The sequence below is a fragment of the Ruegeria sp. F12 genome (assembly GCF_056533885.1).
The window spans coordinates 19,184-36,753 of record NZ_JBQFOV010000001.1; the positions used below are offsets into that span (position 1 = coordinate 19,184).

Sequence of the window (17,570 nt, forward strand, 5' to 3'; positions counted from 1 at the left end):
TCATTTTAAGCGCAGGACGCGGTCGATGGAAATCGGGCCTGCGCCGTTGATCACGATGACCAGGAACAGGAAGGTCCACATCACACGCTGATCCATCAAAGTGATGGCGTTGTCGAACAATCCACCCAGTTTCACGCCGTGACCGGCGACATCAACGATGGTCTGGACCCAGACGAACCCGATCATGGCCAGGGCAGCAACGCGTGTCAGAAGACCAACCAGCAGAAGCGCAGGCAGGACGAATTCGGCCACGGTGCCGAAGAAGATCACGATGCGCTGGAAAAAGGTCATCTGGGTGACGTCGTACAAAACGGCTTCAGCCGCTTTGGGGAAGATCTGGCCAAAGGCACCGGCTGACGCCGAGAATATCGACCCGTCAATCTTCAGGGTGGCCGAGTTCCAGTAATACACAAGCAATACAGCAACAAAAACAAGCCGCGCCAGGGTCGGGGTCAGCCAATTGGCCGAACTGTCGAGCCGTCCCAGGACGTTATTGTGAAGAGAGATCAGGGCAGTCATTATGCCAGCCTTTCGATAGTCACAGAAGTAAGAGCGCCGCCTTGAAGCAGCAGCGCCAGAGTAGCCCCAAGGTCAAACTCGGGGGTGGTTGCAGAGGTGTTTTCAAACGCCTGACCGATTGTTTGGCCGGCCATCATACCTGCAATCCAATCCGCACCACCGGCAGGCAGCAGATGCGGAGCGGGATCATATTCCGGTCGGGTTACCAACACATCTTCGGCCCCAGCCTGTGGCTTGGGTGCGCCTTCCAGCGTGTTGAAACGCCAGATCGAATAAATCGGCCATTCCGAACGGATCACCAGCATCGACGGCGCAAATTCAAGCGTGGCCTGCATCACCTCATCAGGGGCAACTGCCAGCGCATCCACTGGGGCTGGGGTGATGTCGGCGGCGTGGTAAGACTGACGCAGCGCCAGTTCTAGTCGAGCGATGTCGGGCAGGTAGCCCAGATGCGAAAGCTGCTGCATCCCGGTCAGAAACTCGGGGAATGCCTCGCCATAGAACATCATCATGGGCGAGGTCGGAGGATGCTGACGTAGGAAAATACCTGACAGACCATCCATATTCTGCGTGCCCAGCAGTTTGGTAATCACCGGAAAGGCCTGATGCATTGCCTCGGTCAGCGACACGGCGACGTTGTTGCGGTAGACGCTGAAACGACGTCCTGCCGGTTGTTCAGACGCGTCCACAAGGCCGTCGGGAACCGTCAGTGACGGGTCCAAAAGCGCCGTGTGGAAGGTTGTCTGAGAAACGCTCATGCCGGAACGCGGTCCAAAGCCGCCTGAGCCCTATCGGCCTCGGCGCGCAGTACAGGCCAGTCGGGAACGTCGGTATCCCACTCGATCAGGACGGGCTTGGGGCCGGATTGGTCCAGAACGTAATCCAACAGCGTCCATACCGGGTCTACAACCTCGCGCCCGTGGCTATCAATCAGCAGGGGGTGGCCGTGGTCGTCTTCATCCTCGTCGTGACCGCCCAGATGAATCTCACCCACTTTGTCCAGCGGATAGGCGTCGATATAGCCTTGCGGTGAGAAATCCAGATTGGTGGCCGACACGAAAACATTATTCACGTCCAGCAACAGGCCACAGCCCGTGCGACGCGCGATTTCACGTAGGAAATCAGGCTCGGACCAGGTGCTCTCCTCGAACGCCAAATAGCTGGAGGGGTTTTCCAGCAGCATCTGCCGCCCGACAACCTCTTGCACCTGATCAATATGCTCACAAACCCGGTCCAAAGTTGCGTCGGTGTAGGGCAGGGGTAGCAGGTCGTTCAGGAAATGGCTGTCATGGGTCGACCAGGCCAGATGTTCCGAAAAGCTGGCAGGGTTCAGCCAGCCAACCAAATGTTTCAACCGGGCCAGGTGATCGGGGTCCAGCGGGGTTTCGCCGCCAATGGACAGGCCGACACCGTGGACAGAGATGGGGAATTGCTCGGACAAATGGCGCAGTTGCGCCAGCGGGCGTCCGCCATCGCCCATGTAATTCTCGGCATGGATTTCCAGCCATGCCACCGGGTGCGCGTGATCCAGAATTTGCTGAAAATGCTGGGGCTTATATCCGACACCCGGCGCGGCGGGCAGTCTGTTTGAACGAATAGCATTGTCCAGCATCGTTATAGTCTCCGGTTCACGACAAAGAGGCGGGCGACAAGGCCCGCCCCTTCGGTTTTCCTAAGCGCGGGCTTATGCCGGCAGATCGCGGTCCAGCGGCTCCAGCGAGCCTTTGCGGTCCGAACCGTCTGCGGTTTTAGGCAGCTCGATATCGGCGCAAGTGCCTGCGTCGACCAGAGTCCAGGCATTGCCCTGATAATCAACGGTCGAGGTACCGGCGCAGGTGGTGCCGGGGCCTGCGGCGCAATCGTTTTCGCCTGCCAGCGAAACGCCATAGCATTTCTCTTTGGCTTGTGCGGTTGCGGTGGTGGCCATGCCCGATACGGCGGCTGCAACGGCGCTTGCGATAACGAGGGACTTAGCTGTGTTCGACATCTCGGTAATCCTTTTGGTGACTGCGTATGTCTGTGTTGACAATGACAAAGGTAGTCGTTCAGAGGCGACAGTTAAATTCACGAGCCCGTGTCTCACAACCCCGTCAGGCACTGTCATGCCCTCTTGCAGGTTAACATATTGTTTTTGAAATCGAAAATGGAAAATATTTCAATCCGGCCCCTGTTTTAGGGCCGGATCGCAGGCGAATTGACGCCGAATGTTACAGCAGATCGGGGGGAGTCGCCGCCTTGGATAGCTCAATTGTTACAGCCTCAAGTGATTGAACCTGTGTTTGTTTTTCGCCAAGACGGCGCACGCTGACGGTGCGGTCTTCGACTTCGCGGTGACCGACGGCCAAAATCACGGGCACTTTACCGACAGAATGCTCGCGGACCTTGTAGTTGATCTTTTCGTTGCGGATATCCGCTTCGGCCCGAACCCCGGCGGCTTTGAGCGTTTCCACCACTTCGGCCACATAATCATCCGCCTCGGAAGTGATCGAGGCCACAACAACCTGACGCGGGGCCAGCCAGAACGGCAGCTTGCCGGCGTGCTCTTCGATCAAGATACCGATGAAACGTTCAAACGAGCCCAGCGTTGCCCTGTGCAGCATGAACGGACGGTGCTTGGCACCGTCTGCGCCGATGAAGCTGGCATCCAGACGTTCGGGCAGATTGGGGTCAACCTGCAGCGTGCCGCATTGCCAGGTCCGGCCGATGGCGTCGGTCAGGGTGAATTCCAGCTTAGGTCCATAGAACGCGCCTTCGCCTTCGAGGATCTCATAGTCGTACCCGGCCGCCTTGCAGGCATCACCAAGGGCCTTTTCCACCAGATCCCAGCTTTCATCCGACCCGATGCGCTTTTCCGGGCGGGTGGACAGTTTAATCGTCCAGTCGTGGAAGCCCAGATCGGCATAGACCTTTGACAAGAAGGCAATGAATTTTGCGGTCTCGGATTCGATCTGATCCTCGGCACAGAAGATATGGCCGTCATCTTGCGTAAAGCCGCGCACCCGCATGATCCCGTGCAGCGCGCCCGAGGGTTCATAACGTGCGCAAGACCCGAACTCGGCCATGCGTAGGGGCAGGTCGCGATAGGATTTTAGACCCTGATTGAACACCTGCACGTGGCAGGGGCAGTTCATCGGCTTCAGCGCGTTGATCGCCTTTTCGCGGGCATGCTCTTCGTCCACTTCGACGATGAACATGTTTTCCTGATATTTGTCCCAGTGACCCGAGGCCTCCCACAGTTTGCGGTCGACAACTTGCGGGGTGTTGACTTCGACATAGCCGTCGCGTTCCTGCATCCGGCGCATATAGTCCTGCAGGGTGGTGTAGATTTTCCACCCGTTGGGATGCCAGAAGATCTGGCCGGGGGCCTCTTCCTGCATGTGGAACAGGTTCATTTCGCGGCCCAGCTTGCGGTGGTCGCGTTTGGCAGCCTCTTCCAGCATATGCAGGTGGGCTTTCAGCTTTTCCTTGCCGGTGAAGGCCACACCGTAGATGCGTTGCAGCATCTGGCGCGAGCTGTCGCCGCGCCAGTAGGCACCCGCGATGGACATCAGTTTGAACGCGTCGCCGGGCAGTTGGCCGGTGTGCTGCAGGTGCGGGCCACGGCAGAGGTCCTGCCAATGGCCGTGCCAGTACATGCGCAGCGGCTCATCGCCCGGAATGGATTCGATCAGCTCGACCTTATAGGGCTCGTTATTGGCTTTGTAGAACTCAATCGCGCGGTCGCGATCCCACACCTCGGTGGTGACGGGGTCGCGCTTGTTGATGATCTCTTTCATCTTTTTCTCGATGAGGCCGAGATCTTCGGGGGTGAAGGGTTCCTCGCGGTCAAAGTCATAGTACCAGCCATTGTCGATCACGGGGCCGATGGTGACTTTGGTCGCGGGCCAGATTTCCTGCACCGCGCGGGCCATGACATGCGCCAGATCGTGGCGGATCAGCTCATTGGCCTGATCTTCATCCTTCATGGTGTGGATGGCGATTTGGGCGTCGGACTCAATAGGCCATTGCAAATCCCAGTGCTTGCCGTCGACCGTGGCCGAGATTGCTTTTTTGGCCAGCGAGGTCGAGATATCGGCAGCGACCTGCGCGGGTGTTACGCCTGCGTCATAGGAACGTGCATTGCCATCGGGGAAGGTGAGAGAGACGGATTTCGAATCCAGGGCCATGTTGGCTCTCCTCGTCGGTTTGGCGCCCACTGAACGCCCGGTTGCGGGTTATTTGCGTCTGGCTGCTTTGGCAGGTGGTGGGGATTGTGTCAAGTGCGGGAGCGAGGGACGCTGCCCCTCGCGCACCCCGGGATATTTTTAGCCAGATGAAGGTCGGATCGGGGAATTGCGGTTGGGGTTGGGAAGTGCATGATGTTGACAAAGCAAAGAGGGTTTTATGGCAGAGGCTGAATTTCTGGAGACCGCGCAGGGGCGGCGATTGGCGTATCACAAAAGTGAGGGGTCGGGGCCCACGGTCGTTTTTCTTGGCGGGCTGAAGTCGGATATGGAAGGCACCAAGGCGGTGCATCTTGAAGCATGGGCAAAGGCACGTGGGCAGGCGTTTTTGCGGTTCGACTATTCGGGGCATGGGGAGAGTTCCGGTACGTTTGAGGAAGGCTGCATTGGCGATTGGCATGAGGATACCGTTGCCGCGGTCAAGGCGCTGACCGAAGGGTCCTTGATTGTGGTCGGGTCGTCCATGGGTGGCTGGCAGGCGTTGTTGTTGGCAAAGGCAATGCCGGAACGAATTGTCGGGATGGTTGCAATCGCTGCCGCGCCGGACTTTACCGAAGATGGCTATTGGGCCTCGTTCAGCGATTCACAGAAGGCGGCTCTGGAGACGGTGGGGCATGTGGAATTGCCCTCGGATTACATGGAGCCTTACATCATTACCAAGCGCATGATCGAAGATGGGCGCACGCGATTGGTTCTGCGCGATCCGTTGGCTTTGCCATTTCCCGTGCGATTTTTGCAGGGCACGGCGGATACAGCGGTGTCAATCGAGACGGCTGTGCGGTTGCTGGACCATGCCAGTGGACCGGATATGCGGTTGCTGTTGGTCAAGGATGCGGATCACAGATTCTCGGACGGGCCTTGCCTGGAGATTATTGAACGCGCCGTGCTTGATGTGCTTGCCCCCGAATGACCCGGTTGGTTCTGCGTTTCATTGTCGTGCTGGCAGCTCTGGGCGGCCTGATCTTCTGGTTGGGGCCGCGCGAAGAGGTTGACCTTCATCCCACGTTTGAGCCGCGCAAATTTGGCGAGGGGGTGCAGGTCTATTTCGAGAGTGTCGAATCCGCCTTCGAAGACATCGTTCCCGGTGTCGAAAAGCGGGTGATCTGGCAAGAGGGATTCAAGGAACAGCGAACACCGGTGTCGATCCTTTATGTTCACGGATTCTCGGCCTCATCCGAGGAAATCCGCCCGGTGCCGGATCTGTTGGCAGAGGCGTTGGGTGCCAATCTGGTCTACACGCGTCTGCAAGGCCATGGTCGCAGCGGTACGGCCATGGCTGAGGCGACGGCCTCGGGTTGGATGTTGGACATGGTCGAAGGTCTGGCTGCGGCACGCGCGGTTGGCGACCGGGTGGTTGTGATCTCGACCTCGACTGGGGGGACGCTGGCTGCGGCTGCCGCGCTGGATGCTGAGATGGTGCAGGGTGTCGGCGCGATGATCTTTGTTTCGCCGAATTTCGGGGTCAATACGCCGGGGGCTTGGATACCCGGCCTGCCCTGGGCACAGCAGTGGTTGCCGCTGTTGATGGGGGAAACCCGCGATGTGTTTGATACCGACCCGGAGCGGAACAAATACTGGTCGCTGAGCTATCCGTGGGAGGCCGTTGTTCCCATGACCCGGCTGGTCGATGTGGTGAACGCGCAGGATTTTGCGCAAGCACAGGTTCCGGCGCTGTTCTGGTTCTCGGATGACGATCAGGTGGTACGACCGGATCGGACTCATGAAGTGGCGCAGGCGTGGGGCGGGCCTGCGACGGTTCATCTGGTTACGATGGGAGCAGATGACGATCCTGCGTCGCATGTTGTGGCCGGGCGGCTGATGTCGCCGGGGCAGACCGAAGTCACCGTGGATGGCATGCTCGCGTGGCTACGCTCGGTGGGGATCGAATAGCGATGCGTAAACCGGCCAGTATGTGGAGCCTTGAGACGCTGGGCCGGGTGCGCTTGTCGCGGCATTTCTTCATGCGGGACTTCCTGAATTCCGAAATCGGGAATTTTCATGGGATACAGAACATCCCCGAAAACCCTGATCTGGCCATCGAAACGGGGCGCGCTTTTTGCCAAACCCTGCTGGACCCTTTGGAAGAGACCTTTGGGCGCGTCGCCGTGCGCTCGGGTTATCGCGCGCCGTCGCTGAACCGGTTCGGTAACGAAAACAAACTGAACTGTGCCCGCAATGATAACCCGATGGAGTGCCATATCTGGGATCGGGGTACGGGCGAGAACCGAATAGCGGGGGCGTCGATCGTGATTCCGTGGTTCGCGGATCAATATGGAACCGGGCGCGATTGGCGCGATATTGCGTGGTGGATGCATGATCATCTGGACTATTCCGAGATCTGGTTCTTTCCCAAGCTCTGCGCGTTCAATCTGGTCTGGAGACCCAATCCGCATCGCCGGATCGATAGCTATATCGCGCCACGCGGATGCCTGTTGCGGGCTGGGGCGGAACCTGATGAACCCCGGGACAAGCGGCAGGCGCGCTATGCGGATTTCCCACCCTTTCGGGGCATCGACTATCCCTGAACTTTCCCTTGCCCGGGTGCTGGAAAACGCTCATCCTGCAGGAAAAGTTGATTGTTGTGGAGGCTCTGTGTGATTGAGCCGTTGGTTTTACTGCCCGGTTTCATGTGCGATGCGCGCCTGTTCGGGGCTCAGATTTTGTACCTGTCTCATTACCGCGCGGTGACGGTTGCGCCCCTGTCGGTCGGCGAACGGATAGAAGAGATCGCCTCAGGCTTGCTGGACCAGTTGCCGCATCGGTTTGCATTGGGCGGCTTCAGCATGGGCGGGGTTGTGGCGCTTGAGATCGCGCGCCGCGCGCCGGACCGGGTCTCTCGGTTGTGCCTGATGGCGACCGATGCGCAGGCCGATACCCCTCAGATCGCGGCGGGACGTGAAGAGTTGATCGTTGGGGCAAAATCCGGGCGGCTTGAGGATGTGATGACTCGCATGATCGGTTCGGACACGTTGGCGCCGGGGCCGGAGCGGGTGCCCGTCCTGAACGAAGTGATGGCCATGGCCATTGATCAAGGGCCGGATATGTTCGAACGGCAAATGCGAGCCATGCAGCGCCGACCGGACCAGCAAGGGGGGTTGCGGCATATCAACGTGCCAACTCTGGTTTTGTGTGGGGCCCATGACCAAATCACTCCAGTGCGCAAACATAGTTTCATGGCTGAGATGATCCCGAATGCCGAACTGCGTGTGATCGAGGAGGCGGGCCATATGGTGCCGCTCGAGGCCCCCGCCGCGGTGACCGAAGCCTTGGAGGCTTGGCTGAACATTCCGGCGCGTTTGGCCTACTTGTAGAGGGCTGCGCGCTCGGGTTTCGTTAGGACGGTCGGTTTGGCCGACGTTTCCCCGGTGTAGGCATCGAAGAAAGGCGTGTTCTTCCAACTGCCAGACAAACGGGACTTCAGCACGCGCGTCACCAGACCAATTGCCGCAGGGCCCAAGCCTTCATGCGCTTGCTTTCCGCCGGGGCGAGGAACAAAGCCGCGTGTACGTACGGGCCCTAGGTCGCTTGGGTCCGGGATGCGGTTCACGATGAACCCGGCGAAAGGAACTTTCGGTGTACGTGAAGTGGTGGCCAGCGGGGCGTTGCAGCAACTGGCGTACCAGCGCAACATCCCTTTGGGGCTGAGCTGCATCAGCGCAAGGTGTTCTGCGCCGTGTTCAAAAACGATCTCCTCGGGCAGCATTTGCAGCACGTCGACTGGGCCAGGGGCAGGGTCGGGTTGTCCAAAATAAAGCTGCGCGGCCCGGCAATCGTGGCAAAAGCATTCCACATGTGTGGACGAAGCGACCCCTGCGGCTGAAATGCGCCCACTCAAAGCACCGCAGGTGCAGGCGAAGGTAGTGTCCTTGGCCGGGCTTTGAACCATGCGCCTCAGGCGACTTTGTTCTTGTTGGCGGCCCGGCGGCGCGGTTTGCGTGTGTTGGCGTTCATGAAGTCGATCACCAGCGGGCGGATATTGTCGCGCCAGCTGCGGCCCGCAAAAATACCGTAGTGCCCCGCGCCGGGTTCCACATGGCTGGCCTTTTTCGCATCGGGCAGACCGGTGCAAAGATCAAGGGCCGCGATACATTGGCCAGGGGCCGAGATATCGTCATTCGCGCCCTCAACTGATTTTACCGCGACATCGGTGATCTTGCCTATATCCACCTTGTGCCCGGCCACCACAAATTCATTCCGCGCAATTTCGCGGTTTTTGAAGATGCGTTCGACGGTAGACAGGTAGAACTCGGCCGTCATGTCCATCACTGCCAGATACTCATCGTAGAAACGGTTGTGCGCGTCATGATCCGAGGCCTCGCCCCGCATGACACGCTGGATCTGGTCGGTGAAGGCCTTGCTGTGGCGCTCTCCGTTCATCGACATGAACGAGGCCAACTGCAACAGGCCGGGATAGACCATGCGGCCGACGCCTTTGTACTTAAAGCCCACACGCTGGATCATGGTTTCTTCCAGCTGGCCCATTGTAACGCGGCGGCCAAAATCGGTGACATCCGTCGGGGTCGCGTCTGGATCGACCGGCCCACCGATCAGTGTCAGAGTGCTGGGTTGTGCCTTGGGTTCCACCTCGGCCAGGTAAGCCGTGGCAGCCAGGGTAAGGGGCGCGGGCTGGCATACGGCAACAACATGTGTTTCCGGGCCAAGTTCTTTCATGAAATCGACAAGGTAGAGTGTATAGTCCTCGACATCGAACTTGCCTTCGGACACAGGGATATCGCGCGCATTATGCCAATCGGTGACATAAACTTCGCAATTGACCAGCAGGCTTTTGACTGTCGATCGCAGCAACGTCGCATAGTGGCCCGACATTGGGGCAACCAGCAGAACCTTGCGCGGCTGTTCTTCGCGACCGTTGACGCGGATGTGGATCAGGTCGCCAAACGCACGCTCGACCACCGGCACGATGTCGACAAGATGGTCCTTGCCATCTTCGCAGGTGAAGGTGCGAATGCCCCAGTCAGGCTTGACAATCATGCGCTGGAATGTGCGTTCCGTGACCTCGCCCCAGGCTGCCATCATGCTGAACGCAGGGTTCGGCACCATCGAAAACAACGGGTAAGAGGCCATCGCACTGGCGGTCGCACCCATCCATTGATTGGTGTTGCGCATGGTTTCCATCAGATCATAGGTCATCATGTAGCGCATCGGGCGAACCTCCTGAGTGACAGCCCTAAACTTCGGACCATTCGTCGCTTTGCGCTGCGGCTGCCGCGACGTTATTCTGCATAGCAGCAAGATTACGGGGGAATTGTTAAAATGACAACAAGTGAAGACCAGGCGCAGGAATTGTCCGCAGAACATCTTGAACGGCTTAAAGAAAATATGAACAAAGTCGAAGAGCTGTCGAAGCGGCTGGTCGAGGTCATGGCCGGGAAGAAGGCGCATTCCCCCGCGTTGGACGGCCCGAATCAAGAGCTTTTCGCAAAAGCAGCAACGGCATATATGGCCGAGGCTTGGCAAAATCCCGCCAAGCTGTTGGAACACCAGATTGCCTATTGGAGCAAGTCTGTCATGAACTTTGCTGAAGCGCAGCAGGCGCTGACAACGGGCGAAGTTGAGGGGGCGGCACCAGTAGCCAAAGACAAACGTTTTGCCAATCCGCTTTGGGAGACTAACCCTTATTTCCGCTTCGTCCGCCAGCAATACCAGACAAATGCCGATGCGATTTCAGAAGCAGTGGCCTCGGTCGATGACATGGATGCCAAAGACAAGCAGCGTCTTCACTTTTTTTCGCAACAGATCATCAACATGATGTCTCCGACAAATTTTCTGGCCACAAACCCCGATGCGCTGGAAAAAGCGGTCGAGACTGAAGGTCAGTCGCTGATCAAAGGGCTGGAGAACCTTGTTTCCGATCTGGAGGCCAATGATGGCGAGATGGTTGTTCGACTGGCGGATGACAGCGCCTTTGAAGTGGGCGGCAATATCGCCACGACACCGGGAGAGGTGGTCTATCGCAACCGGTTGATGGAGCTGATCCAGTACAAACCGGCAACCGAGACAGTGCATGAAACGCCGATTGTCCTGTTCCCGCCCTGGATCAACAAATTCTACATTCTGGACCTCAAAGCCCAGAACAGCCTGATCAAATGGGTAACGGAGCAGGGCTACACCCTATTTGTCGTCAGTTGGGCAAATGCGAACGCATCCCACGCCGAAATCGGCATGGGGGACTATATTGAAGAAGGTTACCTGACCGCGATCGAGCAGGTGAAGGACATTTGCAAGGTCAAGCAAGTCAATGCGGTCGGCTATTGCATCGCGGGCACCACACTAAGCCTGACGCTTTCGCTGTTGAAGCAGCGCGGGGACAAGTCGATCAAGTCGGCCACGTTCTTCACCACTCTGACCGATTTTGGCGAACAGGGAGAGTTCACCCCGTTTCTGCAAAACGACTTCGTCAACGGCATCGAAGACCAGATCGGTAAGGATGGCGTGCTAAAAGCCTGGGTCATCGGGCGAACCATGTCCTTTCTGCGCTCCAACGACCTGATCTACGGCCCCGCAATCCGCAGCTACATGATGGGCGAAACACCTCCGGCGTTTGATTTGCTGTACTGGAACGGAGATGGGGCCAACCTGCCAGGCCGCATGGCGGTCGAGTATTTGCGTGGGCTGTGTCAAAGCAATGATTTTGTCACGGACGGGTTTGAACTGTTGGGGCACAAGCTGCATATCCGGGATGTCGACGTGCCGTTAATGTCAATCACCTGCGAGACTGATCATATCGCGGCCTGGAAAGACTGTTACCGCGGCGTGCAGCAGATGGGGTCACGGTCGAAAACTTTTGTGGTATCGGAATCGGGTCATATCGCAGGCATCGTGAATCCGCCCAGCAAAAAGAAATACGGGCATTACACCAACCCGGACATGCAGCTGGACGCTGACAGCTGGATGAAGGATGCCGATTTCCATGAAGGGTCCTGGTGGCCGCTTTGGGAAGCGTGGTTGAGAAAGCGGTCCGGCAAGCAGATTCCGGCGCGTGAGCCGGGCGATTCGAACCACCCGTCTCTATGTCCCGCGCCCGGTACCTATGTTTTGGCCAAAGCAACTGATTGATTAATAAGGGAATCCGAAGTTTTTTCTGCGTTGCAGCAAAAAAATCTTGCAATGCTGCGATGCAGCAATCATATTGTCCTCAAGCTGATGAAAACCGGGGCGGGCCCGGTTCGGCAAAAAGGATTTGGACAATGGCAAAGACCCCTGACTTCACCGCGACCCTGAAAGACATCATGGGCGCATTCCCCGTTGACACTTCCGCTCTGGAAGGTGCCTTCAAGTCGACCGCAACCCTGAACGAAAAACTGTCGGGTGTTGCTCTGGAAGCTGCAGAGAAATCGGCAGAAATCTCGAACAAATGGACCAAAGACACTCTGGCCAAACTGACCGAGATGTCGAAAGCAAAGGCAGAGCCTGCCGACTACGCAAAAGCCGCAACCGACTTCGCAAGCGCGTCGGCTGAAGTTGCCGCTGAAAACCTGGCTGCTTTCGCTGAAATCGCGAAAAAAGTTCAGAGCGAAACCGTCGAGCTTCTGATGGCTGCCGGTAAAGACGCTGCAGAAGACGCAACTGCTGCTGTCAAGAAAGCCACCAACGAGGTGACTGCTGCTGCCAAGAAAGCAACAGCTGCCAAGTAAGTAAGGCCGCGAGGCGCACCCATTCCTCCCATCTGGTGCAATCGCGTTGGGCAGGTCGAAAGACCTGCCCTTTCTTTTTGTTCTGCACTCGCATAATCTCTGCTGCAACGCATCATCCTTGGGGAGGGTTAACGGTGTCAGAACAAGAAAAACCGTTGCTGATCAAACGCTATGCCAGCCGTCGGCTGTATAACACTGAGACCAGTGACTATGTCACGCTGGAAGATATCGCGGTATTTATTCGCGACGGGCGTGAAGTGCAGATCATTGATCTGAAAACCGGGGACGACCTGACCCGGCAATATCTGCTGCAAATCATTGCGGAACATGAAAGCCGGGGCGAAAACGTGCTGCCGGTGAACGTGCTGAACGATCTGGTCCGCAGTTACATGCTGCCGGGAGGTGGAATGATGCCGCAGTTCTTGCAAAGCTCGTTCGATATGCTGCGCGAAAGCCAGTCCAAGATGATGGAAAACATGAACGCCATGAACCCGATGTCCCAGATGCCCGGGTTCGAGGCGATGCAGGCGCAGCAACAGGCTTTTCTGAAGGCGATGACCGGCGGATTGTCTGGCCAGTGGTCTGGCCCCGACAAGGAAGATGAGGCCAAATCCGAACCGAAAGAAGATCTGGACGACATCAAAAAGCAGCTTGCCGAGCTTCAGCAGAAACTATCCAAACTGAACTGAACCTGCCATGCGCTGGGTGCTGACGGGCGTTGTGCTGTGTTGGGCAACGCTCGTTTATGCGCAAGGTCAGTTTTCTGAGCCGTGGTCGCCGATCTGCACGCTTGGGTCTGCTGTGGATGATGGTTGCGCAGATATCCGTGCCCGCGAAATACTGGATGCGGCTGAACCGCCATGGCGCGCAATCGGACGAGTCAATTTTGCCAGCAGGGCCCAGCGATCTCATTGCACCGGCGTTTTGGTCGCGGATGATCTGGTTCTGACCGCCGCGCATTGCCTTTACAATGCCGCGCGTCAGCGCTGGATCCCGCCATCCAGTATCCGCTTTGCTGCTGGGTATCAGCGAGGGGAGGCCTCCGCGGTCTCGACCGCCAAGCGCTATGTCCTGCCCGAAGGCCAAGGCACTGCATTCAATGACGGACCTGAACTGGATTGGGCGGTGCTTGAACTGGAGAACCCGATTGGCCGGACGTTGGGTTCTTTTCCTCTGACAGAGCAGGATATGTTGACCGGATCGGTCGCGGGTTATGCTGGGGTGCGGCCGCATGTCCTCAGCCGTGCGAACCCATGTCTGGTTGTTCGGCGGACTGATGCGCTGATGACCGCGCGTTGCCCTGTAATGATGGGGGATTCCGGCGCGCCCTTATTGATTGACACGCCATCGGGGCTGGCTGTGGCTGGTGTCTTATCGCGCGTCGCCGCAACCCCCGAAGGGATCGCGGCGCTGTTTGTGTCCAGTCGAGTTGTCTACGTACCCTCGCGCTGACGCTCAGGTGCCGAACGCCATCTCGGGGGCGGTGACCTCGCCGACCGAGGCCAGCAGGATGTCAGCAATCACGTCCAGCTCTTCCCGTGTCAGGCGGACGGGCAGGCGCACATCGCACGCTTTCATCAGCATCTCGCGTGTTTGGGGAAGATCGACCTGCTCGGGCAGAAACTGCCAGTTCCAGAAGGCGCGGGCGTTGTCTTCGCTCAGGCCAAAGACCTGAACCTTGACGCCTCGCGCCTCGGATGCTGCGGCAAAGGCGCGGATATCATCATCGCTCAGGTTCACCAGGTTGAACTGGATCGAGTCTGGTGCACGTTGTTCCGGCGCAAGCGGGGCGGGAACGTCGATATAGGGTGAGGTGTTGAGACGGTCGGCCACATAGTCGTGATTGGCGAGCCCATCCTTGACGCGGCGCGCCAGCTCGGGGATCTGTGGCCGGATCACGGCGGCGCTCAGGTTGCTCATCCGCAGGTTATACAGCGGCAATTGGTTCTGCCAGCGGGCAAAGGCCTGTTCCAATTCGGGCGAGTTGTCGCCGTGCGGGGTTTTGTGTTTCTTCCAGTTATGCTCATACGCGCCTGACATGATCACGGCCTGCGCCACCAGATCGGCGTCGTCGGTGATCAGAATGCCACCTTCGCCCGCGTTGATCATCTTGTAGGACTGGAATGAGAAACAGCCCACCTTGCCAATCGTGCCGATATTGCGCCCATGCCAGGTGGTGCCCAGCGAATGGGCCGCGTCCTCGATCACGGGAATATCGCGCGCATCGCACAGCGCCATGATTGCGTCCATGTCGGAAGTATGCCCGCGCATATGGCTGATGATGACGGCCTGAACGCTGTCCAGCTTGGCCTCGAAATCGGCCATGTCGATGCGATAATTCTCGCCCACTTCGCACAAAACCGGAATGCAATCCGCATGGACGACCGAAGACGGCACGGCCGCAAAGGTAAATCCGGGGATCAACACCCGCGCATCCCGCGGCAGGCTCAACGCCTTGAGCGACAGGAACAAGGCCGCCGAGCAGGACGATACCGCCAGCGCGTATTTCGTGCCCAAAAGGGCCGCGAATTCGCTTTCCAGCAGCGCAACAGGCGCGTCTTGCGGCGCGGTATAGCGGAACAGGTCGCCCGACTGCATCAGGGCGTCGATGGCCTCACGCGCGGCGGCAGGGATGGGTTCGGCGTCATGAACGTTAGGAGGAAGCGTCATATTTGATTTTCCCAAATTCTATCTTTGGAAAAGATAAAGCTAAAAGAATTTCAATCCAAGCCCCTACGTGAACATGCTGCGAAATTTCACCGAACTGTTGTATTTGATGGCAATTGCATCCCGACCGCCGGATTGCGTCTTGTATCCGTAGGGGAATCCGGGTGGCAATGGGACAATCTACATATTGCATTTCACGGTCCGGATTGTTGCCATCATGCTTGCTAGGCTTGCTTTTTCACTGTCCATTCTCGCTCTGCCAGCTCATGCGCAATACGTCCTGTCCGACGGAACCGAAGTCGCGCCGCTTGAGATGTTTCAGGAATGCGACGTCTGCCCCGAGATGATCGTGTTGCCGTTGGGAGAGTTCCTGATGGGTGCGCCACCGGGAGAATCCAAGCGTAACTTCCATTGGGACAAAAAAGGGTTTCGCCTCGCGACACCGGAAGAGCCATATATTGCCCATCACGAAGGGTCAGTTCATCCGGTAATGATCGATATGCCCATCGCAATGGGCCGCAACGAGGTGACACATGACCAGTGGATGGCCTGTGTAAACGACGGAGGTTGCGGGGGATATATCCCGCGTGCGTGCATACCGCGCATTGATGGGCCGTGCATAGACGTTCGTGGTAATTACCCGGTCGTCGATGTGTCATATCTGGACGGGCTTGCATATACAAAATGGCTCAACCAGAAAGTGAGGGCCGAAGTTTATCGCCTGCCAACCGAGGCAGAGTGGGAATACGCGGCCCGCGCTGTGACGCAGACCGCCTTTGCTCAGGGTGAGGAAGTAACTACCGATCAGGTCAACTTCCACGGCAAGCCGACCGAAGAGATGCTGGGTGTGAAGCGCCCTGATCTGGCGCGGCGAGGCCATCCGGTTCCGGTCGACGAACTTGACGCCGCCAATGCTTGGGGATTTCGACATATGTCCGGGAATGTGTCAGAGGCCACGATGTCTTGTTGGAGCAAAAGGCACGAACCGTGGAGTTTATCCAGTATCTATTTTCGAGAAGCCACGACGAGAGACTGCGCCAGAAGGGTAGGTCGAGGTGGGGCCTTCTGGACAGCGATGGATTTTTCGCGTGCGGCAGTTCGAGGCAAGATTCATCTGGACGGAGGCACAATGTCTGCCGGATTTCGGGTGCTACGCGATTTCGGTAGCTTACTGAAACTCAATTAATCGATCCGCAATCACAGCCCCAGCTGGTCCCTTAGCGCAAACCACGTCATCGCCAGCACCAGCAGGGGGCTGCGCAGGGCTGGGCCTCCGGGGAAGGGAAGGGCCGGGACGCGCGCCATGGTGTCGAAGCCCTCGGCCTGTCCCTGAATGGCCAGTGCCATCAACTGCCCCGCATGGGTTGCGGTGCCGACCCCGTGGCCGGAATAGCCCGAGGCGGACAGGATATTGGGCGCAACCCGCGCCAGATACGGCATCCGCCGCATGGTAATCGCCAGTGTACCGCCCCAGGCGTAGTCGATTTTGACGTCGCGAAGATGTGGGAAAATCTCGACCATCGGTTTGCGGACCTTGGCAGCGATGTCTGCAGGAAAGCGGTAGCTATAGCTTTCACCACCGCCGAACAGCAGCCGATTGTCGGCGCTGAGGCGGAAATAGTTCACCACGAATTTCGTATCGGCCACCGCTACGTCTCGGGTCAGAACACGGGCAGCATCTGTGCCCAAAGGTTCGGTCGCAGCGATGAAATTGTTGATCGGCATGACCCGCGCGGCGACCTTGCTGTTCAGGCCTCCCAGATATCCGTTACAGGCCAGAACGACGTGATCGGCCGTGACCTTGCCTTGCGCGGTGTGGACTATGGCGGGTGCGGTTTCCTCGACCCCCGTCACCTCGGTGCCCTCATAAATCCGCACGCCTGCCTTGGCCGCTACCTGCGCCAGACCCAAAGCGTAGTTAAGCGGATGTAGATGCGCGGCACCCATGTCCAGATAGCCTCCGCGATAGGCGGGCGAGGGGCACAGACCGTGGCCCGCGCCTTCGTCCAGCAGTTCCATCTGGTCATAGCCATAGCGGTCGGACAGATGCGCCGCGTGGTCGTGCAATTCCTGCTGTTCTCCAGCGGACAGGCCCAGAACGGCGACGCCCGGTTTCAGATCGCAGTCAATCTGGTACTTGGCAATCAGCGATTTGACCAGCGCCTTCGCGTCCTCTGCCAGATCCCACAGCTTGGCGGCGTCGTCATCGCCAACCAACCGCTCAAGGTCTTCCTGATCCATCCGCTGCGCGCTGCCCAATTGCCCGCCATTGCGGCCTGATGCGCCAAAGCCCACGCGATGCGCCTCAAGCAGCACCACGCTGAACCCGGCCTCGGCCAGATGCAGCGCGGCGGACAGGCCGGTATAGCCGCCGCCGACCACACAGACGTCGGCTTTTTCATCGCCTGCAAGAACAGGAAAGCGGTCAATCGAATTGGCCGTAGCCGCGTACCAGCTGGCCGGGTATTCAGCCTTACGGTCGTTGGAATAAAGCAGGTTCATCGCA

The 17,570-nt window shown here is 58.2% G+C and carries 18 protein-coding genes; 9 read left to right on the top strand and 9 right to left on the bottom strand.

Going from position 1 to position 17,570, the window contains the following annotated elements; translation table 11 throughout:
* From ACR0CA_RS00130 to thrS, 5 genes are all read right to left on the bottom strand, one after another.
* Positions 1 to 519 carry a DoxX family membrane protein gene (locus ACR0CA_RS00130; protein WP_170770325.1) on the bottom strand — a complete coding sequence of 173 codons (519 nt, stop codon included), beginning with the start codon at positions 517 to 519 and terminating at the stop codon, positions 1 to 3.
* A complete protein-coding gene (locus ACR0CA_RS00135; RefSeq protein ID WP_480897113.1) occupies positions 519 to 1,277 on the bottom strand; it encodes an HvfC/BufC family peptide modification chaperone in 759 nt (252 codons plus the stop codon). Before ACR0CA_RS00135 ends, ACR0CA_RS00130 begins: the two co-directional genes overlap by 1 nt.
* On the bottom strand, positions 1,274 to 2,131 hold the full coding sequence (bufB, locus tag ACR0CA_RS00140) for an MNIO family bufferin maturase (RefSeq protein WP_480897114.1): 858 nt from the start codon (positions 2,129 to 2,131) through the stop codon (positions 1,274 to 1,276). Before bufB ends, ACR0CA_RS00135 begins: the two co-directional genes overlap by 4 nt.
* 72 nt (positions 2,132 to 2,203) lie before the next feature.
* On the bottom strand, positions 2,204 to 2,506 hold the full coding sequence (locus tag ACR0CA_RS00145; RefSeq protein WP_170770331.1) for a BufA1 family periplasmic bufferin-type metallophore: 303 nt from the start codon (positions 2,504 to 2,506) through the stop codon (positions 2,204 to 2,206).
* A gap of 220 nt (positions 2,507 to 2,726) precedes the next feature.
* A complete protein-coding gene (gene thrS, locus ACR0CA_RS00150) occupies positions 2,727 to 4,685 on the bottom strand; it encodes a threonine--tRNA ligase (protein WP_480897115.1) in 1,959 nt (652 codons plus the stop codon).
* Positions 4,686 to 4,902: 217 nt separating this feature from the next.
* Here thrS and ACR0CA_RS00155 point away from each other — a divergent pair, with 217 nt between their 5' ends.
* The 4 genes from ACR0CA_RS00155 to ACR0CA_RS00170 all read left to right on the top strand — a co-directional run bounded on the left by ACR0CA_RS00155 (position 4,903) and on the right by ACR0CA_RS00170 (position 8,053).
* Entirely contained in the window at positions 4,903 to 5,652 is a 750-nt protein-coding gene (locus ACR0CA_RS00155; protein ID WP_480502626.1) for an alpha/beta fold hydrolase, read from the top strand.
* Positions 5,649 to 6,632, top strand: a complete 984-nt coding sequence (locus tag ACR0CA_RS00160; protein ID WP_480897116.1) for an alpha/beta hydrolase — start codon at positions 5,649 to 5,651, stop codon at positions 6,630 to 6,632. Before ACR0CA_RS00155 ends, ACR0CA_RS00160 begins: the two co-directional genes overlap by 4 nt.
* Positions 6,633 to 6,652: 20 nt before the next feature.
* Positions 6,653 to 7,267 carry a hypothetical protein gene (locus ACR0CA_RS00165; protein ID WP_480897362.1) on the top strand — a complete coding sequence of 205 codons (615 nt, stop codon included), beginning with the start codon at positions 6,653 to 6,655 and terminating at the stop codon, positions 7,265 to 7,267.
* Between the two features lie 69 nt (positions 7,268 to 7,336).
* A complete protein-coding gene (locus tag ACR0CA_RS00170) occupies positions 7,337 to 8,053 on the top strand; it encodes an alpha/beta fold hydrolase (protein ID WP_170770339.1) in 717 nt (238 codons plus the stop codon).
* On the opposite strand, the gene ACR0CA_RS00175 is transcribed toward ACR0CA_RS00170, so the two are convergent.
* Both ACR0CA_RS00175 and phaZ read right to left on the bottom strand, forming a co-directional pair.
* Positions 8,044 to 8,628 (bottom strand): DUF6151 family protein, encoded by a 585-nt coding sequence (locus ACR0CA_RS00175; RefSeq protein ID WP_170782682.1) that lies wholly within the window; start codon positions 8,626 to 8,628, stop codon positions 8,044 to 8,046. The two genes, ACR0CA_RS00170 and ACR0CA_RS00175, sit on opposite strands and share 10 nt — an antisense overlap.
* 5 nt (positions 8,629 to 8,633) lie before the next feature.
* Positions 8,634 to 9,905 (bottom strand): polyhydroxyalkanoate depolymerase, encoded by a 1,272-nt coding sequence (phaZ, locus tag ACR0CA_RS00180; protein ID WP_170770343.1) that lies wholly within the window; start codon positions 9,903 to 9,905, stop codon positions 8,634 to 8,636.
* 111 nt (positions 9,906 to 10,016) lie between these two features.
* Here phaZ and ACR0CA_RS00185 point away from each other — a divergent pair, with 111 nt between their 5' ends.
* The 4 genes from ACR0CA_RS00185 (at position 10,017) to ACR0CA_RS00200 (ending at position 13,849) form a co-directional block, all read left to right on the top strand.
* Entirely contained in the window at positions 10,017 to 11,819 is a 1,803-nt protein-coding gene (locus tag ACR0CA_RS00185; protein ID WP_170770345.1) for a PHA/PHB synthase family protein, read from the top strand.
* Between the two features lie 131 nt (positions 11,820 to 11,950).
* A complete protein-coding gene (locus ACR0CA_RS00190) occupies positions 11,951 to 12,397 on the top strand; it encodes a phasin family protein (protein ID WP_170770646.1) in 447 nt (148 codons plus the stop codon).
* Positions 12,398 to 12,531: 134 nt separating this feature from the next.
* Positions 12,532 to 13,086: a polyhydroxyalkanoate synthesis repressor PhaR gene (phaR, locus tag ACR0CA_RS00195; protein WP_170770347.1), complete on the top strand. Its 555-nt coding sequence runs from the start codon at positions 12,532 to 12,534 to the stop codon at positions 13,084 to 13,086.
* A gap of 7 nt (positions 13,087 to 13,093) precedes the next feature.
* On the top strand, positions 13,094 to 13,849 hold the full coding sequence (locus ACR0CA_RS00200; RefSeq protein ID WP_480897117.1) for a trypsin-like serine peptidase: 756 nt from the start codon (positions 13,094 to 13,096) through the stop codon (positions 13,847 to 13,849).
* A gap of 3 nt (positions 13,850 to 13,852) precedes the next feature.
* On the opposite strand, the gene ACR0CA_RS00205 is transcribed toward ACR0CA_RS00200, so the two are convergent.
* Positions 13,853 to 15,067, bottom strand: coding sequence for a DegT/DnrJ/EryC1/StrS family aminotransferase (locus ACR0CA_RS00205; RefSeq protein WP_480897118.1), 1,215 nt, complete (start codon positions 15,065 to 15,067; stop codon positions 13,853 to 13,855).
* 214 nt (positions 15,068 to 15,281) lie between these two features.
* On the opposite strand from ACR0CA_RS00205, the gene ACR0CA_RS00210 reads away from it, so the two are divergent.
* Complete coding sequence (locus tag ACR0CA_RS00210) at positions 15,282 to 16,250, top strand: formylglycine-generating enzyme family protein (RefSeq protein ID WP_480897120.1); 969 nt, start codon at positions 15,282 to 15,284, stop codon at positions 16,248 to 16,250.
* Positions 16,251 to 16,261: 11 nt separating this feature from the next.
* On the opposite strand, the gene ACR0CA_RS00215 is transcribed toward ACR0CA_RS00210, so the two are convergent.
* Complete coding sequence (locus ACR0CA_RS00215; RefSeq protein WP_480897121.1) at positions 16,262 to 17,566, bottom strand: NAD(P)/FAD-dependent oxidoreductase; 1,305 nt, start codon at positions 17,564 to 17,566, stop codon at positions 16,262 to 16,264.
* Positions 17,567 to 17,570 lie beyond the last annotated feature (4 nt).

Bases quoted from the DNA above. Each gene is read 5' to 3' on its own strand.
- ACR0CA_RS00130 (WP_170770325.1), bottom strand. From the start codon at position 519: ATGACTGCCCTGATCTCTCTTCACAATAACGTCCTGGGACGGCTCGAC.
- ACR0CA_RS00135 (WP_480897113.1), bottom strand. From the start codon at position 1,277: ATGAGCGTTTCTCAGACAACCTTCCACACGGCGCTTTTGGACCCGTCA.
- bufB (WP_480897114.1), bottom strand. From the start codon at position 2,131: ATGCTGGACAATGCTATTCGTTCAAACAGACTGCCCGCCGCGCCGGGT.
- ACR0CA_RS00145 (WP_170770331.1), bottom strand. From the start codon at position 2,506: ATGTCGAACACAGCTAAGTCCCTCGTTATCGCAAGCGCCGTTGCAGCC.
- thrS (WP_480897115.1), bottom strand. From the start codon at position 4,685: ATGGCCCTGGATTCGAAATCCGTCTCTCTCACCTTCCCCGATGGCAAT.
- ACR0CA_RS00155 (WP_480502626.1), top strand. From the start codon at position 4,903: ATGGCAGAGGCTGAATTTCTGGAGACCGCGCAGGGGCGGCGATTGGCG.
- ACR0CA_RS00160 (WP_480897116.1), top strand. From the start codon at position 5,649: ATGACCCGGTTGGTTCTGCGTTTCATTGTCGTGCTGGCAGCTCTGGGC.
- ACR0CA_RS00165 (WP_480897362.1), top strand. From the start codon at position 6,653: ATGTGGAGCCTTGAGACGCTGGGCCGGGTGCGCTTGTCGCGGCATTTC.
- ACR0CA_RS00175 (WP_170782682.1), bottom strand. From the start codon at position 8,628: ATGGTTCAAAGCCCGGCCAAGGACACTACCTTCGCCTGCACCTGCGGT.
- phaZ (WP_170770343.1), bottom strand. From the start codon at position 9,905: ATGCGCTACATGATGACCTATGATCTGATGGAAACCATGCGCAACACC.
- ACR0CA_RS00185 (WP_170770345.1), top strand. From the start codon at position 10,017: ATGACAACAAGTGAAGACCAGGCGCAGGAATTGTCCGCAGAACATCTT.
- ACR0CA_RS00190 (WP_170770646.1), top strand. From the start codon at position 11,951: ATGGCAAAGACCCCTGACTTCACCGCGACCCTGAAAGACATCATGGGC.
- ACR0CA_RS00200 (WP_480897117.1), top strand. From the start codon at position 13,094: ATGCGCTGGGTGCTGACGGGCGTTGTGCTGTGTTGGGCAACGCTCGTT.
- ACR0CA_RS00205 (WP_480897118.1), bottom strand. From the start codon at position 15,067: ATGACGCTTCCTCCTAACGTTCATGACGCCGAACCCATCCCTGCCGCC.
- ACR0CA_RS00210 (WP_480897120.1), top strand. From the start codon at position 15,282: ATGCTTGCTAGGCTTGCTTTTTCACTGTCCATTCTCGCTCTGCCAGCT.
- ACR0CA_RS00215 (WP_480897121.1), bottom strand. From the start codon at position 17,566: ATGAACCTGCTTTATTCCAACGACCGTAAGGCTGAATACCCGGCCAGC.